This window comes from Paraburkholderia fungorum, assembly GCF_046026025.1.
GTDB classification, from domain to species: domain Bacteria; phylum Pseudomonadota; class Gammaproteobacteria; order Burkholderiales; family Burkholderiaceae; genus Paraburkholderia; species Paraburkholderia fungorum_E.
On record NZ_JAQQFL010000010.1, the window covers coordinates 23772 to 42885 of the forward strand.

General features: G+C 62.7%; 15 protein-coding genes. 10 read left to right on the top strand and 5 right to left on the bottom strand.

Annotated features, from left to right (window positions below):
• Positions 1 to 44: 44 nt before the first annotated feature.
• The gene (locus tag PQR67_RS13260) at positions 45 to 398 is read left to right on the top strand and encodes a BON domain-containing protein (RefSeq protein WP_408459411.1); all 354 of its coding nucleotides are present in this window, start codon (positions 45 to 47) and stop codon (positions 396 to 398) included.
• Positions 399 to 737: 339 nt separating this feature from the next.
• Positions 738 to 986 (top strand): hypothetical protein, encoded by a 249-nt coding sequence (locus tag PQR67_RS13265; protein ID WP_408459414.1) that lies wholly within the window; start codon positions 738 to 740, stop codon positions 984 to 986.
• Between the two features lie 77 nt (positions 987 to 1063).
• Here PQR67_RS13265 and PQR67_RS13270 read toward each other — a convergent pair whose 3' ends face one another.
• Together PQR67_RS13270 and PQR67_RS13275 are read right to left on the bottom strand one after the other, a co-directional pair.
• Positions 1064 to 1852: a sulfite exporter TauE/SafE family protein gene (locus tag PQR67_RS13270; RefSeq protein ID WP_408459417.1), complete on the bottom strand. Its 789-nt coding sequence runs from the start codon at positions 1850 to 1852 to the stop codon at positions 1064 to 1066.
• A gap of 166 nt (positions 1853 to 2018) precedes the next feature.
• Positions 2019 to 2678 (bottom strand): LysE family translocator, encoded by a 660-nt coding sequence (locus PQR67_RS13275; protein ID WP_408459419.1) that lies wholly within the window; start codon positions 2676 to 2678, stop codon positions 2019 to 2021.
• A 196-nt stretch (positions 2679 to 2874) separates the two neighbouring features.
• Here PQR67_RS13275 and PQR67_RS13280 point away from each other — a divergent pair, with 196 nt between their 5' ends.
• The 4 genes from PQR67_RS13280 to PQR67_RS13295 all read left to right on the top strand — a co-directional run bounded on the left by PQR67_RS13280 (position 2875) and on the right by PQR67_RS13295 (position 7904).
• On the top strand, positions 2875 to 3768 hold the full coding sequence (locus PQR67_RS13280; RefSeq protein WP_408459422.1) for a LysR family transcriptional regulator: 894 nt from the start codon (positions 2875 to 2877) through the stop codon (positions 3766 to 3768).
• A 212-nt stretch (positions 3769 to 3980) separates the two neighbouring features.
• Positions 3981 to 4931: a hydroxymethylglutaryl-CoA lyase gene (locus tag PQR67_RS13285; RefSeq protein WP_408459425.1), complete on the top strand. Its 951-nt coding sequence runs from the start codon at positions 3981 to 3983 to the stop codon at positions 4929 to 4931.
• Positions 4932 to 4958: 27 nt separating this feature from the next.
• Positions 4959 to 6215 carry a CaiB/BaiF CoA transferase family protein gene (locus tag PQR67_RS13290; protein ID WP_408459427.1) on the top strand — a complete coding sequence of 419 codons (1257 nt, stop codon included), beginning with the start codon at positions 4959 to 4961 and terminating at the stop codon, positions 6213 to 6215.
• Positions 6216 to 6419: 204 nt separating this feature from the next.
• Positions 6420 to 7904 carry an MFS transporter gene (locus PQR67_RS13295; RefSeq protein WP_408459430.1) on the top strand — a complete coding sequence of 495 codons (1485 nt, stop codon included), beginning with the start codon at positions 6420 to 6422 and terminating at the stop codon, positions 7902 to 7904.
• Between the two features lie 1084 nt (positions 7905 to 8988).
• Here the strand turns inward: PQR67_RS13295 and PQR67_RS13300 are convergent.
• The gene (locus tag PQR67_RS13300) at positions 8989 to 9903 is read right to left on the bottom strand and encodes a helix-turn-helix domain-containing protein (RefSeq protein WP_408459433.1); all 915 of its coding nucleotides are present in this window, start codon (positions 9901 to 9903) and stop codon (positions 8989 to 8991) included.
• A gap of 390 nt (positions 9904 to 10293) precedes the next feature.
• Between PQR67_RS13300 and PQR67_RS13305 the strand changes: the two genes are divergently transcribed.
• Positions 10294 to 11070 carry an SDR family NAD(P)-dependent oxidoreductase gene (locus PQR67_RS13305; protein WP_408459436.1) on the top strand — a complete coding sequence of 259 codons (777 nt, stop codon included), beginning with the start codon at positions 10294 to 10296 and terminating at the stop codon, positions 11068 to 11070.
• Between the two features lie 76 nt (positions 11071 to 11146).
• Positions 11147 to 12685, top strand: a complete 1539-nt coding sequence (locus PQR67_RS13310) for an amino acid permease (RefSeq protein ID WP_408459438.1) — start codon at positions 11147 to 11149, stop codon at positions 12683 to 12685.
• Positions 12686 to 12807: 122 nt separating this feature from the next.
• Here the strand turns inward: PQR67_RS13310 and PQR67_RS13315 are convergent, their stop codons facing one another.
• A complete protein-coding gene (locus PQR67_RS13315; protein ID WP_408459441.1) occupies positions 12808 to 14349 on the bottom strand; it encodes a hypothetical protein in 1542 nt (513 codons plus the stop codon).
• Between PQR67_RS13315 and PQR67_RS13320 the strand changes: the two genes are divergently transcribed.
• A complete protein-coding gene (locus PQR67_RS13320; RefSeq protein ID WP_408459444.1) occupies positions 14324 to 14770 on the top strand; it encodes a hypothetical protein in 447 nt (148 codons plus the stop codon). The genes PQR67_RS13315 and PQR67_RS13320 overlap by 26 nt on opposite strands.
• A gap of 713 nt (positions 14771 to 15483) precedes the next feature.
• Positions 15484 to 16569 carry a glycosyltransferase family 4 protein gene (locus PQR67_RS13325; RefSeq protein ID WP_408459447.1) on the top strand — a complete coding sequence of 362 codons (1086 nt, stop codon included), beginning with the start codon at positions 15484 to 15486 and terminating at the stop codon, positions 16567 to 16569.
• Between the two features lie 60 nt (positions 16570 to 16629).
• Here the strand turns inward: PQR67_RS13325 and PQR67_RS13330 are convergent, their stop codons facing one another.
• The gene (locus tag PQR67_RS13330) at positions 16630 to 19011 is read right to left on the bottom strand and encodes a PIG-L family deacetylase (RefSeq protein WP_408459450.1); all 2382 of its coding nucleotides are present in this window, start codon (positions 19009 to 19011) and stop codon (positions 16630 to 16632) included.
• Between the last annotated feature and the right edge of the window lie 103 nt (positions 19012 to 19114).

Genomic DNA, 19114 nt, shown 5'->3' on the forward strand with positions numbered 1-19114 from the left:
GTTTGCCTATGCGGTCCAATGTGTAGCTAAGGAGAATAGAAACTATGAAATCGGTCGGTTTTCTGAAAACGCTGGGTTCGGTCGTGGCGATGGTGGTGGCGTGCAATGTGTACGCTCAGGCAAGCGATACAACGGCGCCGGGCACGACCGCTGCGCCGGCTGCCAGCGCCAAGGCAACCAAGAAGGCCAATGGCCAGCTGGGCCGCAAGGTGCGCAGCGCGCTCGCCAAGGCGCAAGGCATCGACGTTTCGAACATCGCCGTGCGTGCTCGTGGCGGCGCGGTGACCTTGACTGGCTCGGTGCCGGACCAAGGCCAGATCGATTCCGCCGGCACGGTGGCCAAGGGCGTCGCCGGCGTCACGTCGGTGTCGAACAAGCTGACCGTTGTTCAGCAGTAAGACCGTTGCAATCGCCAGGCCGTACCAGGCGGCCTGGCACCAGCGGCTTGCAAGGAGCGCACGAGGCGCCGACAGGCGCGCAAAGCTGTATTGGAGGGCGCAGGCGATTCGATATCGTCATGCGCCATCGTGATGCATGCCAGTGCGAGGGCTTCGGCGAATACCCGGAGCCCTTTTTTTCGCTTTATTTTTCGTGGTGGTTATTTTTGAAGCGGTGATGATGGCTCAAACCCGTTCCGGGCTGAACGCCGGCACCGCAACGGCCCTTCCGTGCGCTGCGACACACAATTGACGCGTCATGAAGCGTACTGTGATGTGAGGGAAACGGGAGCCACCGCCATGGACGTCACGCTTTTGCGCTATACCGATCTGCCTATCGGGGATCGGGCGGCTTTCGAACTGGTGTGCGCGCGGCACGGATTTGCGCCGGCGCATTTCGACATCAGCGCCCGCCTGGATCCGGGCGACGCCACGCAGGAGCGCCTCGTCACGGTTCGTCGCGGTGGCTGGGCACAGTCCTATCGCGACCATCGTGGTCAATGGGTCAGGCAGTTCGAATCCGACCTGACCTGCCGGTTTTTCAAATAGAAGCAGAAGCGGCCCACCAGGGCCGCCGCTTTGTGTCAGCTTATGCCCGCCGCTTTATGCCCGGCTTCATGCCCGCTTCATGCCAGCACGAGGCGCACGCCGACCAGCGTGAGCGTCGCGGCGAGCAGGTTGCGCAGCAGCGCGTCCGGGGCCTTCGACGACAGAAAACTGCCGATCGCGATGCCCGGCAATGAACCCACCAGCAGCGACAGCAGCATCGACCAGTCGATCGAACCCAGCAGCCAATGGCCCGCGCCCGCCAGCAGCGTGAGCGGTACCGCATGCGCGATATCGGAGCCGACGATGCGCGTGGTCGGCAGCAACGGATACAGCAGCAACAACACCGTCACGCCGATGGCGCCCGCCCCTACCGACGTCAGCGACACCAGTACGCCCAGCACCGCGCCGGTCAGTATCGTGAGCGCGAGCGTACGGCCCTGCCTGGGGGGGCGCTGACGGCGCGCGCCGAGCGCCGCGAGTTGCGGGCGGAAGACCAGCGCCACGGCGGTCACCAGCAGCGCGGCGCCGAGTACGATCTGGATCAGCCGGCTCGCGCCGGGCGTGTCCATGCCGTAACGGTGCAGCAGGATCAAGGTGAGGGTTGCGGCCGGTACGCTGCCGGCCGCGAGGCGCAGCGTGATCTGCCAGTCGACCGAGCCTTTCAGGCCGTGCACCAGCGTGCCGGTCGCCTTGGTGGCGGCTGCGTACAGCAGATCGGTGCCGACCGCGGTGGCCGGGTGCACGTTGAACAGCAGAACCAGGATCGGCGTCATCAGCGAGCCGCCGCCGACGCCCGTCAGTCCGACCAGAAAGCCGACAAACAGGCCGGAGACGGAGTACAGCAGATCGATGTGGGGAAGAGCCATTGAGCGGACCGGTGACGGTCGGGTGGGGTGGACAGGTTAGGCGGCAAGGCCGGCGCGCACCGGCCCTGGAGCGTCGGCGAAGCTCGCCGGCAGGCTCGCGGCGGTACGCCGAAAGCCGCTATTGTCGCAAAACTGCCGCGCTCGCGTATGAAGCGCCAAACCCCACTCAAAGCGCGCGGCGAATTTCGACGATACCGAACGCGGCCAGCGTGAATCCGACAATCCGGTCGATCGCGACGCGCAACGTGTTGCCAATCGCATGACGCGCGAGCGACACCACGGTCACGAGAAAACACCACCATGCGATCGAACCGCAAAACACGCCGCCTACGGTGGTCAACGCGATGCTCGACGAAAACGCCCCACGCGGCGCGAGCGTCGTGAACAGCGCGGCGAACATGATGACGGTTTGCGGATTGGTCAGCGTGAGCAGCAAGGAACTCGCGTACGCGCGCAGCGCGCCGGCGCGGCCCACCTGCGCGAGCTTGCCGGTGCTGTCGCTGCCGCCATTGCCATTGCCGTTGGCCGTCTCGGCGGGTGCTTTCTGCAGCAAGGTGCGCACGCCGAGATAAAGCAGGAACAGACCGGCGACCAGGTGCAGGGGCCGGTCGTAGGCCAGCATGAACTGCGAAATGCCGACAAGGCCGAGCGCCGCGATCAGACCATAAACGGCGTCGCCGGTCGCAATGCCGAAGCCGATCGCGAGGCCCGCGCGCGGACCGCCCGTCAGCGTGCGGCGAATGCACAGCATGCCCATCGGGCCGACCGGTGCGGCAATCGCGAGGCCGACACCGGCGGAGGTGACGAAGAGACTGGCGGTGGACATGGGAAAGCCCTTATGCGTTGTTCTGGTCGGTGGTGCGGGTGGTGCGGGTGGTGGGTCGCGCGCTGCACCTGGTGTGCGGGCAGGTGTCAGGCCGGCGCGCCCCCAAGCATAGCCAGACTGAAAATCCCAGGCAAGCGGCCCACCGCTTTCCTCGGGCATAATTTTCTCACTTCAAACACCCAGGGCACGCCCATTCATGTGGCAAATCGATCAGGTGACGTTGCGCTTGTTCATCGCCGTCTGCGAGGAAGGCACGATCGCGCGTGCGGCTGAACGCGAGTTCATTGCGCCGTCCGCGGTCAGCAAGCGGCTCGCCGATCTCGAAGCGCTGGTCGACGTCGCGCTGCTCTCGCGCAGCCAGCGCGGCGTGCGCGCCACCGCCGCGGGCGAGGCGCTGCTCAGGCACGCGCGGCTCATCATGCGCGGCCACGAACGGTTGCAGGCGGAGCTCAGCGAATACGCGGCCGGCGCCCGCGGTCACGTGCGGATACTGGCCAATGTGTCGTCGATGGTCGAGTTTCTGCCCGAGGCGCTGTCGGTGTTTCTGAAGGCCAACCCGCAGATTCGTGTCGATGTCGAAGAGCGCGTCAGCACCGAGATCGTGCGCGGTCTGGAAGAGGGTGTGGCCGATCTCGGCATCTGCCGCGACGCGGCGCCGATGGGCAATCTCGATGTGCTGCAGTATCGCTCCGACCATCTCGCGCTGATCGTGCCGCGCGATCATCCGCTGGCCGGTGAGGCCGTAATCGGCTTTGAGCAGACTCTGGCGTTCGACCATCTCGGGCTCGCATCGAACGCGTCGGTGAACGCGCTGATGCAACGCATTGCGGTGGAAAAAGGCAGGGAGCTCAACTATCGAACCTATGTATCGACCTTCGACGCCGCCTATCGTTTTATCCAGGCGGGCCTTGCCGTCGCGATCCTGCCGGGCGAGGCGCTGCCCCGGCATGCCGCCGATGAATACGGCATCGTCGCCGTGCCGTTGCGCGAAGCATGGGCGGAGCGGCGCTTCGTGATCTGCGTGCGCGACCGTAGTGCGCTGACATTGGCGGCGTCGCATTTACTCGACCATCTGCTGCGCGCGGGTTGAGCGCGGCCCTTGCCGCATCTTCTGACAAGCCCTTAAGGGTTTCCCCTTTGCGACGGCGCACGCCCGTCCCGCATGCCTCTGCCGCCATCGCGAGCGGCGATGGAGAGCGTCGTCAACGCAGACTTTGCCGCGCGGCCGCGCGCGGGCAGGCTGTCGCTCAGTTGCTTCGTTTCCAGCCCTCCACGCAAGAATCAAGATCGGGATTCAAGACCATGAATGACACTCAGGCGCGCGTCGTCGTGACCGAAGTCGGCATGCGCGACGGCCTGCAAAGCATCGCGCGCACAATGCCGACCGGGTTCAAACGGCGCTGGATCGACGCGGCCTATGCCGCTGGTGTGCGGCATATGGAAGTCGCCTCGTTCGTACCGGCTAAGCTGCTGCCGCAAATGGCCGACGCCGAGGAAGTGATTGCCCACGCGCTCACCTACGACGATCTGATCGTGACGGCCCTGGTGCCGAACCTGAAGGGCGCGCAACGCGCGCTCGAGTCCGGCGTGCATCGGATCGTCGCGCCGATTTCGGTGAGCACGGCACATAGTCTTGCCAATGTCCGCAAGACGCCGGCTGAGATGATCGAGTCGTTTGCCGCGATGCGCGAGCTGATCGATAGCGCGGCTAACGCAAACGAGCGGCGCGTGGAGTTGATTGCCGGATTGTCGACGGTGTTCGGCTGCACGTTGCAAGGCGCGGTGCCTTCCGCCGATATCGTCGAGATTGCACGCGCCGCGTTGCAGGCGGGCGCCGATGCCATCGCGCTTGGCGACACCACGGGTGAAGCGACGCCGCGCCAGGTCGGCGAAATCATCGAGCTGGTGCGAGCGGTTGCGGGAAACAAACTGCGCTCGCTGCATTTCCACGACACGCGCGGCCTCGGTCTCGCGAATACGCTGATCGCGCTGCAGCACGGTATCCGTGAATTCGACGCGTCGCTGGCCGGTCTCGGCGGCTGTCCGCATGCGCCGGGCGCGACCGGCAACGTGAACACCGAAGACCTGGTGTTCATGCTCGACAGCATGGGCTACGACACCGGCATCGACCTCGTCGGACTCATCGCCTCGCGCGACATACTTGCCGACGCGCTGCCCGGCGAACCGCTGTACGGCTATCTGGCGCGGGCCGGTTTGCCGAAGCAGTTGAGCGCCGCGGCTCACCGTATTTGAACCTCCCGACTACTCACAGGTGTTGCAATGACTTCAGTTTCTTCCACGCCGGTTTCTTCAGCCGCTTCCGCGCCCGCTTCGTCGCCGGATCAGCACAGCGCGTTACCGCTTGCGGGCATTCGCGTGGTGGAGTTGTCGCATATGGTGATGGGGCCGACCTGCGGGATGATTCTTGGCGACCTCGGCGCCGAAGTCATCAAGGTCGAACCGCCGCGCGGCGATGGTACGCGGCGGTTGCTCGGCACCGGTGCGGGTTTTTTTCGCACCTTCAATCGCAACAAGAAGAGTGTCGCGCTCGACCTCGATAGCGAAGCGGGACTGGCCGCGCTGCATAAACTGGTCGATACGGCGGATGTCTTCGTCGAGAACTTCAAACCGGGTCGCATGGCGAGCCTGGGTCTCGATTACGCGTCGCTGCGCGTGCGTAATCCCAGGCTGATCTACGTCTCGCACAAAGGCTTTCTGAACGGTCCGTACGAACACCGTCTCGCGCTCGACGAAGTTGTGCAGATGATGGCCGGCCTCGCCTACATGACTGGACCGGTGGGTCGTCCGTTGCGTGCGGGCAGTTCAGTCAACGACATCATGGGTGGCATGTTCGGCGCGATCGGCGTGCTTGCCGCATTGCATGAACGGCATACGAGCGGACGCGGCAAGGAGGTGCAGAGCGCGCTGTTCGAAAACTGCGTGCTGTTGTCCGCACAACACATGCAGCAGTTCGCGGCGACCGGCGTGCCCGCCGCGCCGATGCCCGAGCGCATCAGCGCGTGGGCTGTCTACGACGTGTTCCGGCTTGCCAACGACGAGCAGATGTTTATCGCCGCCACCGGTGATGGCCAGTGGCGCGCGCTGTGCGCGATTCTCGAGCGTGCCGATCTGCTGGCCGACCCGCGCCTTGTGACCAACAACGATCGCGTGCTCGCGCGCGAGTGGTTGCTGCAGACGCTCGGCGAAACCTTGAGCCACTTCGAGGGCGCCGCGCTTGTGCCGCTGTTCGAGCGCGACCATATCCCCTTCGCGTCGATCACGAAACCCGAAGAGCTGTTCGACGATCCGCATCTGAATCAGAGCGGCGGCCTTGCGCGCTTGACACTCGATGACGGCAGCGAAACCGCGATGCCCTTGCTGCCGATTTCGATGGACGGCGCGCGTCTGCAACCGCGCCAGCCGATCGCGAAGATCGGCGAGCACACCTCCGACGTGCTGCGTGGTTTGGGTTACGACGAAGCGCAGATCGCCGCATTGGGCGGCGGCGTGGCGCAGACGCCGCGAGAAGCGGCGTGAGCGTAGCGACTCATGAGGCGGTGCCCAACGCTGCAACCATGTAGCGACCGGCAAGGCGACAAGCGAGGTCGCGGGAGCACGGCTACCTACGAGGTGCCCCACGTCCGTTCTTGAGCAGAGCGGTCCTATCTGCTTGCGCTCGATGCGTCGAGCGTAGTCAATCAATCTCATCCGGCGTCAGACCGGAACTCATGGAGACAGACGATGAAATCGTCGAATCAGACGGTATATGCGACAGCGGTTGGCGACGCTGGCGCGCTGGGCAGCTTGCCCTCGGGCGCGGGTGCATCGGCGGGTGGCCGCACGGAAGAAATCGCGCTGGACGGTGCGCGTATTTCCGCGCGGCTCGACCGCTTGCCCGCCACGCGTTCCATCTGGCAACTGGTGATGCTGCTGAGCCTCGGCCTCTTCTTCGAAGTGTACGACCTGATGTTCTCCGGCTACATCGCACCGGGCCTCGTGCGCAGCGGCATTCTCACCGCGACGACGCATGGTTTGTTCGGCACCAGCGGCGTGGCGAGTTTTATCGCCGCGCTATTCGCGGGCCTGTTCATCGGCACGGCGACATGTGGTTTTCTCGCCGACCGCTTCGGGCGGCGTGCGATTTTCACGTGGTCGTTGCTGTGGTACACCGCGGCCAACATCGTCATGGCGTTCCAGGACACGGCGCTCGGGCTCAACCTTTGGCGTTTTATCGCGGGGATCGGTATTGGCGTGGAGATCGTGACGATCGGCACATACATCTCCGAACTCGTGCCGAAGCATATACGCGGCCGCGCGTCCGCCTTTTCGCAGGCAGTCGGTTTCTGCGCGGTGCCGATTGTCGCGTTTCTGTCGTATTTGCTGGTGCCGCACCGCTACTTCGGTCTCGACGGCTGGCGTCTGGTTGTGTTGACGGGCGTAACGGGCGCGATCGTGGTGTGGTGGATTCGTCTGCGTTTGCCGGAGAGCCCGCGCTGGCTCGCACAGAAAGGCCGCATCGAGGAAGCCGACGCGGTGATGAAGCGGCTCGAGGCACGCGTCGAACGAGAATATGGACGGCCTTTGCCGGAGCCGGCGTTGCCTGAACCGGTGCGCGCGCGGGCCGCGTTTCGCGATCTGCTGGTGCCGCCGTATCGCAAACGCACGCTGATGCTGATCGTGTTCCACGTATTCCAGACCATGGGTTACTACGGCTTCGCGAACTGGATTCCGACTTTGCTGATCAGGCAGGGCATTACGGTCACGACGAGTTTGATGTATGCGAGCATCATTGCGATTGCTGCGCCGCTTGGACCGTTGCTGGGGATGTTGATTGCCGACCGCTTCGAGCGAAAGACGGTGATTATCTGCATGGCGGCGGTGAATGTGGTGTGCGGGCTGCTGTTCAGCCAGACGCGGGAGACGGTGTTGCTGGTGAGTCTCGGGGTGTGCCTTGTGCTGGCGGGAAATATTATTTCGTACAGCTATCACGCATATCAGGCGGAGCTTTTCCCGACCAGTATTCGGGCGAGGGCGGTGGGATTTGTTTATTCGTGGAGCCGGATATCGGCGATGTTTTCCGCATTTGTGATTGCGGGATGTTTGAGCCGTTTTGGCGTGAATGGGGTGTTTGTGTTTATTTCGGGCGCGATGGTGGTGGTGATGGTGGCCATCGGGACGCTTGGGCCGAAGACGCGGGGTGTCGCGTTGGAGGATATTTCGAAGTAGTGCTTTGTGGAGGGTTGATGCCCGCCTGGCGGGGGCGGGCTTGCTGCTCGTTTGGTGTTTGCTTGGTGCTTGCTCAGTGCTTCTTTGGGGGCGCCGATGCGGTTGGTGCTACGCGGATCGGCGGCGCGCCCGACGGCGTTGTGGCCGGTGTAGGTTTCTTGGCCTGCTTCGGTTTCTTTACTTCGCGGTTACTGCGCATTTGACCTTTTGCCATGATGGGCTCCCCAATAGGCTTTTGTCCCTCCGCGAGGGAGCAGTGGAGTAGTGTGCGCTGATTTTTGTTTTTATAGGGTGGTTTTTTGTTTTTTTTTGCCTTCGCGGCGCTTGGGTGTGTGCCTGTGGTGTTGGCCTTTCCTTGTTCTGACTTCTTTGGCCTTTCCTTGCTTTGTTAGTGGTCTATTAGCGTTCCCCCTGTGCGGGGGGGCACCTACTTTTCTTTGCCTGCCGCAAAGCAAAGTAGGCAAAAGAAAGCGGCTCACACCGCTAACTCTTAAGCGGGTCCCCCGCGCAGCCACGGTAGTGGTGCATCTGGAATCCGTGCCCTCGCGCATTCGGCGCGAGTGACAAAGGACTCATACTTCCCGCCTCGCACTACGTGCTTGCCAGAAGGGTTCATCGTGCAAACCCACGGCTTTTCTCTGCACTTCAGGGAGCATCGACTTTCCTACTGAAGCGCGGAACGCACGAACACCATGGAAGTTTTGGAACATACCGCCACGCCGAATAAGGCCGGATCGCGAAACGTAACGGCAGGTTCTATGAACTGCGCATCGGCGCGCGCAGCGCCGCCGGAAGAATGACTGCTGTGTCACTGACGCGGAGTGTGCGAGAGCACGGATTCCAGATGCACCACTACCGTGGCTGTGCGGGGGACCCGCTTAAGAATTAGCGGTTTGAGCCGCTTTCTCTTGCTTACTTCTCTTTGCGGCAGGCAAAGAGAAGTGAGTGCCGCCCCGCACAGGGGCAACGCTAATAGACCACTAAGAAAACAAGAAGAGGCCAAAGAATCCAGAACAAGGAAAACCCAAAATAAGGAAAACCACAAAACCACACACAAACAAACCGCCGGCCAGGCAAAAAAACCTCATCCCCCCCGACTCCTACTGCGCCGCCAGGTCTCACTGGGCAATTCCCCAAACTGCCCCCGATACTCATTGGAGAAATTCCCAAAATGCCAAAACCCCCACCGCGTAGCGACCTCGGTAACCGATCCCGAACCCCGCAATTCCCGCCGCACGTGATCGAGCCGAACAGCCCGTATATACGCTGAAGGATTCACCCCAACCGTATCCTCAAATGCATACTGCAAAGTCCGCCGGCTCGCGCGAAACCGCGCGCATAGCTCAGCGACGGACAGCGGACAATCCGGCGACTCCTCCACCAGTTCGCGCACGCCCCGCACAAGCTGCCAGTTCCGCGCGGTCCGTGCCTCGAGATGCCCATGCGGATCGGCATCCCGCTTGGCCTGCAATGTCTCGGCAAGACCGAAGATCACCGACTTCTCGAACGATGCCGCCACGCCCGCGTTATCGAGCAAGGTCGGCGTTGCAGCCACCGCGTCGAGCAATCGCTTGAGTACTTCACGAAAGCCCTGCAATCTCGCCGGATCGACATTCAATACACCCGGCCTCGCGCCCAGCAGCGGCGCTATGTCATCGAGCTGCGAGTGCACCCGTTCGTCACCAATCGCGTCAGGCTCAATCTCCAGATTCACCACCACGTGCTTGTCGGGCGATAAAAACTCAAACCCGCCATCGCCGGAAAATACATGCAGGCCGTCACGATGGCTCGTCTGCCCGCACAGCAGCGCATGCCCTTCGAGTTGAAATGGAACGCCCACGGCAAGCCTGGATGGCGCCACCTGGCCGCGTTGATAGACCGTGCGGTTCAGGCGCTCCACCAATACCCGCACACCGCCCGCGGCGAACGAACTCACCGAGCCGTCGAAGGCGCCGCGCGAAATCTGGCAATAGCTCTGGTTCCACGCGTCGAGCAACATCGCCTGCTCGTCGATGTTCCGGCAACAGTGAATCTCGACGGCGCTGCTTGTCTGACTGACCGGCTGCATAGCTTCTCCCGATTCGGTTGGCACTCTCCGGAAAGCGTGGTGCCGATCAGTGTATGCGAAAAAAAACTTGTGTCGCAGTGTTGGAACGCCCCATCCAGAGCACACCTGCGGCTTCCCGCCCCGTGTCCGCACTGATCGCGAACACCGCTGCTGCCAGTTACGGCGAGCATTCAGGTCTGGATGTAATGCACTTGTCAGCAATCCGGATTTTTACGGGATCTTTACTTTTTTGCCAATTTTGGATAGCCGCCGCTTTTTGCCGCCCCTACTTTGTGCATAACACGTCACGCAATGCAGCAGGCACTGGAACGGGAGTCACGCATGAGCAGATCGGCAGGCAGGCTGGAAGGCAAGATCGCAATCGTGTCGGGCGGCGCAACCGGCGCGGGCGGCGCGGCGTCGCTGCTGTTCGCGCAGGAAGGCGCGCAGGTCGCGGTGGTGGATATCAATACCGACGCGGGCGAGGAAGTCGTGACGCGTATTCGCGCGGCAGGCGGCACGGCCGAACTGGTTGCCGCCGACGTATCGAAGCGCGAAGCCGTGGACGCCGCCGTGGCGAAGGTCATGGCGCGCTTCGGACGCATCGACGTGTTGTTCAACCACGCCGGCAGCATCGTCGTGAAGCCGTTTGTCGATACCACCGACGAAGACTACGACTGGCTCATGAACGTCAATGTGAAGAGCATGTTCATGATGACGCGCGCCGTGCTGCCGCACATGCTCGCCGCGGGCGGCGGCTCGATCGTGTGCACGGCGTCGATTTCGTCGGTGGCGGCCACGCCGCTCGAAGTGCTGTATTGCACGACCAAAGGCGCGTGCGCGATGTTCGCGCGGTCGATTGCCGTCGAGTATCGCGACCGCGGCATTCGCTGCAATGCGGTGTGCCCCGGCTTCATCGACACGCCGCACGGGCGTCGCGAAATCAGCGCGCTTGCGAAGTATGGCTTCGATGCGAGCGAGGCGGCGCTGTCAGTGCAGCAGGGCCGTCTGTGCGCGCCCGAAGAAGTCGCGCGCGCCGCGCTCTTTCTCGCCAGCGACGACGCCAGTTTCGTCAACGGCGCCCACCTGTACGTGGATAACTGCTTTACGGCTGCGTGAGCCGGTCCTGCGTCGCGCGCTCACGCTTCTCGGTCGCTTAGCCGCTTCGCCATAACCCTGTTCAAAGGATCGCGTCATGGACATCAACACGGCCGTGCCGTCGGCGGAGTCCGCCGACAACGACGTCAAGCTGTTGCACAAGATGGGCTACGCGCAGGAACTGTCCCGGCGCATGGGGGCGTTCTCGAACTTCGCCGTGTCGTTTTCGCTGATCTGCATTCTGTCGGGGGGCATCACGTCGTTCCAGATGGGTTTGTCGGCGGCGGGCGGGGCGTCGATCGGGCTCGGCTGGCCGCTCGGCTCGCTGTTCGCGTTGGTCGTGGCGGCGGCGATGGCGCAGATCGCGTCGTCGTATCCGACGGCCGGCGGCCTCTATCACTGGAGTTCGATTCTGGGCGGCAAGATGTGGGGCTGGCTCACGGCCTGGCTGAATCTGCTCGGTCTCGTGTTCGTGGTCGCCGCGATCAATTACGGCACGTATGATCCGTTCTTTCGCACACTGATTGCACCCATGTTCGGTGTGAGCCCCGATTCGCTCGGCTGGTGGCAGCAGACGCTCTTTCTGACGGCGATCACCGCTTCGCAAGCATTCCTGAATCACCGCGGCATTCGCGTTACCAGTAAGATCACGGACCTGTCGGGCTACCTGATCTTCGTGGTGACAATCATGCTGGTGGTTTCCCTGCTGGTGTATTCGCCGGTCAAGATCGATCTGTCGCGACTCTATACCTTCACCAACTTCACGGGTGTCGACGGCGGCGCGTGGCCCAAGCAGACCATCGCCATGGCGTTTCTGTCCGGTCTTCTGTTGACCGCTTATACGATCACGGGCTTCGACGCTTCCGCGCATACCTCGGAGGAAACGCATCAGGCGGCGCGTAATGTGCCGCGCGGCATTATCGGTTCCGTGTTCTGGTCGACGACCTTCGGCTACGTGATGGTATGCGCGTTCGTGCTGGTGATGCCGGATATCGGCGCGGGGGTGAAGCAGGGCACCGGGTTCTTCGAAGCGATTCTCGCGCCGATTCCGGGACCGCTGCGCATTCTGATCGAACTGCTGATGTTCTTCATCAATTACGTCTGCGGTCTCGCAGCCGTAACGTCGACCTCGCGCATGATGTTCGCGTTTGCCCGCGACGGTGGCCTGCCGGGGTCGAAGTGGCTGCGCAAAGTGAATGCGGCACACCGCACGCCGGGCGCCGCGATCTGGACCTCGGCGGTACTGGCGATCGTGGTGACCTTGTATGGCGATGCATTCACGGTATTGAGCGCGGGCAGCGCGGTGTTCCTGTTCATCTCATACGCCATGCCGGTTGCGTCCGGTATTTTTGCCGAAGGCCGCACGTGGAAGGAAAAGGGTCCGTTCCAGTTAGGCATGCTGTCGAAACCGTTCGCGGTGGCCGCGGTGTTCGGTGCACTCGTGCTCGCCTATGTCGGCATGCAGCCGCCGAATCAGAAAGTGGTGTACGTGCTTGTCGGATTGCTCGCGGTGTTGCTGGCGATCTGGTACGGCGCCGGTGTGCGCAAGAGTTTTGCCGGGCCGCCGATCGGCAAGGTGTCGAAGGAGCGCGAACAGGAGTTGAACGGGCTGGAGGGGCGGTTGGGGGAAAGCTGAAGGAAGCCTGAAACGCGACGAATGCGCGGCCCGTTGCTGTCGTTCACGTCTAAAAAAAACGTCAGCCCGCCCTAAGGCCGGCTGACGTTTTTACATCTGGCGCATGACGTGGCGCTCGTGGGTCAGATCCCGGTGTATCCCACCGGAACTGTCGTGTTGGCCTTGGCGACCGACGCGTTGTTCGACACGACATACACCGGCGATTCGGTCAGGTTGAGCGTCAGCGTACCGTTGCTGTAGTTCGCGCTGGACGCATTGCCCATCATGTCGATGACCTTGACCGTGCCGCTCGTGCCGGGCGCATCCACCGTGAGGCTATACGGCACGCTATAGGACGAACTGAAGCCGACGCTTGCGCCCCACACGCTGTTGTTATGCGTCCACAGCGCGGTGATCACCGCGCCGTTGCCCACCTGCTGGAACGCGTAGGCGTAGACGCCGGTCGGCGTGCCGTTCACCGCGCCGAGCGTGTGGGTGCCGTCGAGCGTGTGCGTCATCGCGCTGATCGCCATCGCGACGGGTTTCGGGCTGATGTTCGACGCGCCAAATGCGCCTTGCGCATCGTTCAGGTCGAAGAACGTGCCGTAGCCGACTTCGCCCGGATAGTCCGCGCCGTAGAACACGTAGGTCTGATCCGCGCCTTCGCCGAGCGTAATGATGTGCATGCGCGCCGCGACCGCCGCTTGCGCATACAACACGTTCGCAGTCGGATAGTTCGGACCGTACGAGGTGCCGAGGTCGTAGCTGATGCCGGCTTCCGTCGAGAACAGCTTCATGCCCGGACGGTAGTCAGTGGCCATTTCCGCGCGCAAATCACGCATCTGGCCGCGCAGCGAACCTTCGGCGGTCGACGGGTCGGCATCGTAGCGCTCCGGCGGATGCGACGGCGAGGTGCCGGCATCGTAGTACCCGTGCGTGGCGACCGCGTCGATGTATTGACCGAAGCCGAGCGGCGCGAGGCGCTTCAGGCGAGTCGTGGTCAGGCTCGGGAAGGCATCGGCGGGACCCATGACCACCGCGTTCGGATCGGTCGAGTGGAGGCCTTGATAGACGGACTGATAGAGCGCGATAAAGTTGGCGTCGGTGTCGGTCCAGAACTGGTTGGGTTCCCACGTGACCTGATAGTAGTTCGCCGACTGGGTCGGGAAATACGCCGCGCGAATCGCATTCGATTCGGTGCCGACGCGGCTCATGTAGTTCTGGTAGTACGAAAGATTGGTCGGCACGCTCGTGTCGTCCTGGAACGCGCCGGTGCTGCTCGCCCACGCAGGAATGCCGTCAAGGCGGATCAGGCGCATCACGTTGCCGCTCGTATAGAACGGATCGAGATTGTTGGCCGAAGGATTGAACGTGTTCGGGCCGCCCGGTTCCATGGTCGAGAGCTGGCGGTCGTCGATCGTCGACGAAATGCCGAGGTCGGCGAGCAGGGGGCCATTGTCGTTCGCGCCCTGCATGCCGAAGCGATGCTGTTCCTGATGCGCGTAGGTGACGGCAGGCACGACACCGGACAGGTTCGGCAGCACGCCGAAGGTCGCGATGCCGACCGGACGCGTACCGGCTTGCGGCAACTGGCCGCCGTTCTGCGCGAGCGTGCCCGTTGCCGCGAAATAGCCGGCGAGCGTCGAGGTGCAGTTGAGCGTGATGGTCTTCGAACCGCTCGGCACGGCGGTGCTGCCGCTCGCCGCCACGCGGCCGAGCGTGTCCGTGACGGCCCAGTTCAGCGTGTCTGCGTTCGGCACGTTGGTGGTGAAGGCGAGCTGGAACGTGCTGCCGGAGGCGAAGATGCGCGTGCCGTCGGTGCTGGGCGTGTCGGCGGAAATGGTGGCGCTGCCCGAGCCTGCCGAGACGGCCGGCGATGTACAGGCGAGTGCCGCGACCGTGGCGCCCGCGCCATTCACCGTGGCGGTGCCGCCGGTGCTGCTGTTTCCTGCTGCGCTCAGGTTTGGAGCGCTGGATGGGCTGGCGCTGCCGTTGGCCTGGCTTGCTGCGGTGGTGCCGGTGCTACCACCGCCGCCGCCGCCGCAAGCTGCTAGTGCCAGGGAAAGTGTCGAGAGTAGGAGGAGTTGCGATTTCATCAAGCTCTAACCAATGCGTGAGATGAACATTCGCGCCTCTTCGCGCAACGCGCGGCGGGAGACGGAGTGATCAGAAATTAACGTCGTGCGAATCCGCGCCGCTTGCAATGGCGGATCTGGCGGAATCGGACGGCCCGGGAAGGTGTGACGAAAACAATCAATGTCTTGAGAGACAGCGCAATTCATATCGCGGGGCCTGAGTCGATGGCGCCGCTCGATGAATTTTTTACTGTCCTGTAAGAAGGAAAGGCCGCAGATGGGGCGAATCGACCGCAACGATACGCATGACCATGTTTAAAAGAAGTAACGAGTCGTTACGTCTGAGCAATAGTGCAGTACTAATTGCATTGATCGCATCAAAAAAACGGTATGGAGAGACTAGTCTTTATCCGCCACGCGTAAGTGGGGTCGAAAAGATTTGCAATGGATGCCTAACTAGTTGAATCGGTGTCAACCGCGAGGAAGTGGGCGGTAGCGCTCATTCCATAGCCGATTGAGCCTTGGGGATGGCGTAAAAGTGCTGGGCCTTCGGTGTAACGTTTCCTCGCGACGGTGGCTTCGCGGCGGAACTGTCGCTGTTTTTTAGAAGGACCCGGCGACATTCCGCAAAAGGGGTGCGCCAGATAAACAACGATGGGATGCCAAAGTTTTTTAGGGCCGGTACTTGCTGGTAGGCATCTCCATCCGCCGCGTAAAACGGGCGGTTATCCAGAGAGATAAATCGTGAGAATTCTTCAGTTGGTTCACGCACCGCGGCTTTCCGGGGCAGAGGTGCTGGTAAAGGGGCTCGCGATACATCATCAGCGCGGCGGCCATGAGGTGTGCATCGCATCGCTGCTTCCGCAGCAGGACGATTTCGTCGACATTCGCGCGGAGCTCGAGGCCGCCGGCGTCACCTGCCTGTTTCCGAGTGTCCACTACGGCAGAGTGGGCAAACTGCTGCACCTGTATCGCATGGTGCGTCAGTTCCGCCCCGATTTCATCGTGGCGCATGCCACGCTCGCCGCACTCTACGTGCGTCTTCTACCCGTGCACACGCCGATCGTCTGGGTCATGCACTCCGGCGTCAACGACTTCGAGAACGGCGCGCTCAAGCAGGCTGAGCGTCTGCTGTCACGGCGGGCGCGCGCGATCATCGGCGTGTCGCAGAAAAATATCGACGAATACCTGAGAGAAATCGGCAAACATCCGGCGATGGTCGTGATCCCGAACGGTGTGGATGCGTCGCTGTTCGCGCAGGACAACGGTGCGACGGCGCCGGATGTCGCCGTGCCCGCGAAGCAGATCGTTCAGCTAGGGCGCTATATAGAAGGCAAGAGTCAGTTGCACACGGTTCGAGCGTTCGAGCGTGTGGTAGAAAGCGAGCCCGAGGCGCGCCTGCTGTTGTGCGGTGTGGTCGAAGATGTCGCTTATCACGAGGCGGTGCTGTCGCTCGTTCATCAACTCGGCCTGGACAGCCGCGTGACGGTATGCGGGCCGCGCTCGGATGTTGCCGCGATCCTGCGCTCCTCGCGTGTCTTCGCCATGCCTTCGCAATTCGAGGCACAGAGTATCGGCTTTCTGGAAGCGCTTGCCTCGGGTATTCCTGTCGTGGCGAGCCGGATTCCGTCATTCGTCTTTGCCAGTGGATTTGCCGGCGTCAATCTCGTCGACACGGCCGATCCTGAAGCCTACGGCCGTGCTTTGCTCAAGGCGCTCGACATGCCGCGTGCGAACCGCCAACTGACGGGATACACGTTGCATGACACGGCGGACCGCTACATGAAGGTCGCGCGGCAGTTCGTCCGACCGTTGCAGGTATCGGCCTGAAGGGCGCGGGATCGACCGGGGCGTGCTTCTATGCCCCTTACTGCGCTCTCTATGCGCCCCTTACTGCGCCAACCGGTCGATCCGCACCGTCTCCGAAAACAGTCCCGGCAACTCGCCGAGATCCTGAGCCGCGCCCAGGGCGAAACCGTCGCCTACCGGATAGCGCGTCAGCGCAGGTGCGCCGCCGGTGAAATAGAAGTCGCCGAGTATCGCGTCGGTTCTCCGGTAAAGCACGAGCGCCGCATTGCGTTTGTCACGCACGAATACCGGAAAGACGTCCGACCACGACATGCCACGCAAGGTCGCTGCCTGGACAGGCACGCTCTTCGCATCCGCCGTATCGAGCGTGGCGATGTCGATGGCCGCGTCGTCGTTGGTTCTGTCGACATGCGGTGTCGAAAGAATCAGCGTGTTGCTCGCTTTGCCGTGCACGGCCCCGACCGTCACCTTGACGAAATCGGGCTGGAAATTCACCGGCAATAGTCGGCGTTCGCCGACGGTCATACGGGTGCGATCGTTGGCGATCTGAGTGAGGGCGAGCCGGCCGCCCGCATCCCCCACCGCGACCAGTGACGCAGGTGATCCCGGCACCTGGACCGGTAGAAGATCGATGTTCTGCGGCAGGTTTTTCGCCTGCGCCATGAGCACTGGTGTCGCGCCCCCAGAGGCCGTGGAAGACGCCAGCCAGAGGTCGAGTCCGCTATCGGTTCGCTTCTGCGCGATCAGCACGCCGGCACGTCCGGTTCCATTGAAATCCGCCGCCACATATTGCTGCGTCAACTCAGGCCTGAACGCACTGTTGGTCTGGAGCCAGAGACGCGGAGCCTCGAAGCGCGCGCCTGTACTGCGCAGCAACCAGAACGCGGTGCCGCCCTGGCGCGCGGTGATGACCATCAGGTCGGCCTTGCCGTTGCCGTCGAAATCACCGAGCAGAAAGCGTGCGCTGTCGAAGCACAGCGTGTCGTTCGTGCAACTCGGCGCGGTGGCGCGAGGATCGAACGGGACCGTGCTGGCATACCAAAGCACGGGGGGCGACGCTTTCACGAGCGACGCCGCATAAACGTTGAATCCGGGCCCGTCGTGTTGTCGCTGCACATAGACCACGGAGGTCTCACCGGTGCCGGCGATATCGCCGGCCATGGCGGTGGCGAGCCGCAAGTCGGTGGCCTGGGTATGTTGCGTGGTTGCCCAGCGATAGCGTGTGGTGAGGGCAGTGCAGCCGCGCATGGTGAGCTTGCCGTCGTTTTCGCCGAGACAGTGCCGCAGCGGTGTATAGACGAGCCCGAAGTCCCAGGGCGTCCAGCGCTGCGCCATGTCCCATTGATCGCAGGCTTCGGAGATCAGATAGCCGTCGCGTTCAGCGATGCATTGCGATGTCGCGACGCTGACGAGCGCGGCGTTCTGCGCATTGCCCGGATAGACGGTCAGCGGATCCCAGCGCCATTGTTGCGTGGCCGACCCCGTGCAGGCGGCGAGTGTCGGCGCCTGGCCATCGCCCGCGGAAGTCAAACAGCGGTTCGTTGCCGCATTGAAGAGTTGCAGGGGACGCGGCTGGAAATCCGCTATGCGGTGGTCGCTGCGATCGGCAAAAGCATAGCGGCGCGCGACCCAGTTGCCATCCCACTGGAACTCGCCGAATACGTGTGAAGACTCGTTGCCGTCGACAGAAAAATAGCTGGCGACGATATCGCGCTTGCGTTGCACTTCAGTTGCTGGAACGTTGCCGGGCCAGTCGCCGGTCGGATAGGTGACGTGGTACACGATCGGCACGCTTTTGTTCAGCGTCTGAGCGACGTGGCGCGTAATACGCGCGGCGTAGATGTGATCGGGGTGCTCCAGAAACGGTACGGTGTCCGGATTGAGCGTGTAGATCTGCGACGCCTCGGCGAGGATCGCTTTCAGCGTGGCGGACAACGAGGCCCGATCGTATTGCACACGCACGGAACCGTCGGCGTTCATCGGGTAGGTGGAGAGGGTGGCGTGTTGTTCCCACAGGAGGCCGAGCGGTACGCGGCCACCCCGCACGGCTCCACCGGGCATCCGGAGTTCGAGCAGACGAACCTGCGGCTTCGCCTTGAGCACCATCTGATGCACGAGCTTGCCGGCAATCGGAATATTCGTTTCGATCCATTCGTCCGGGACTCCCGCCATCCGCGCGTAAGCGAGCCGGGAAGCCCGCTCGCGGGTTAGCACGTAAGCGAAATTCGCGCCGTTGGCGCCGCCGATCAGATGCACCGTGGTGATACACCAGCCGGCGTCGAGCCGCTCGCTGATAGCGGGGTCCACGAAGAGCAGATCGTCATCGAGGTGGGCGACGACGGTGACCAGCGTGCCGGCGCCGCAATCGGCCGCGCGCGCCGAACCGGAAAAGAGAGCGAAGAAGAGTAGCGCTACACAAGCAATGGATGAATCGCGAACGAACCTGGCTGCCGATGATCGCATGTTGATTCGAGCTCTGACGGTGGGCTCGATCATACTGTATCGGCATGAGGCGCCACGTTGGCGAACTCACAGTTGGCATTGCTTTTGCCTGCCGGCAACGAGA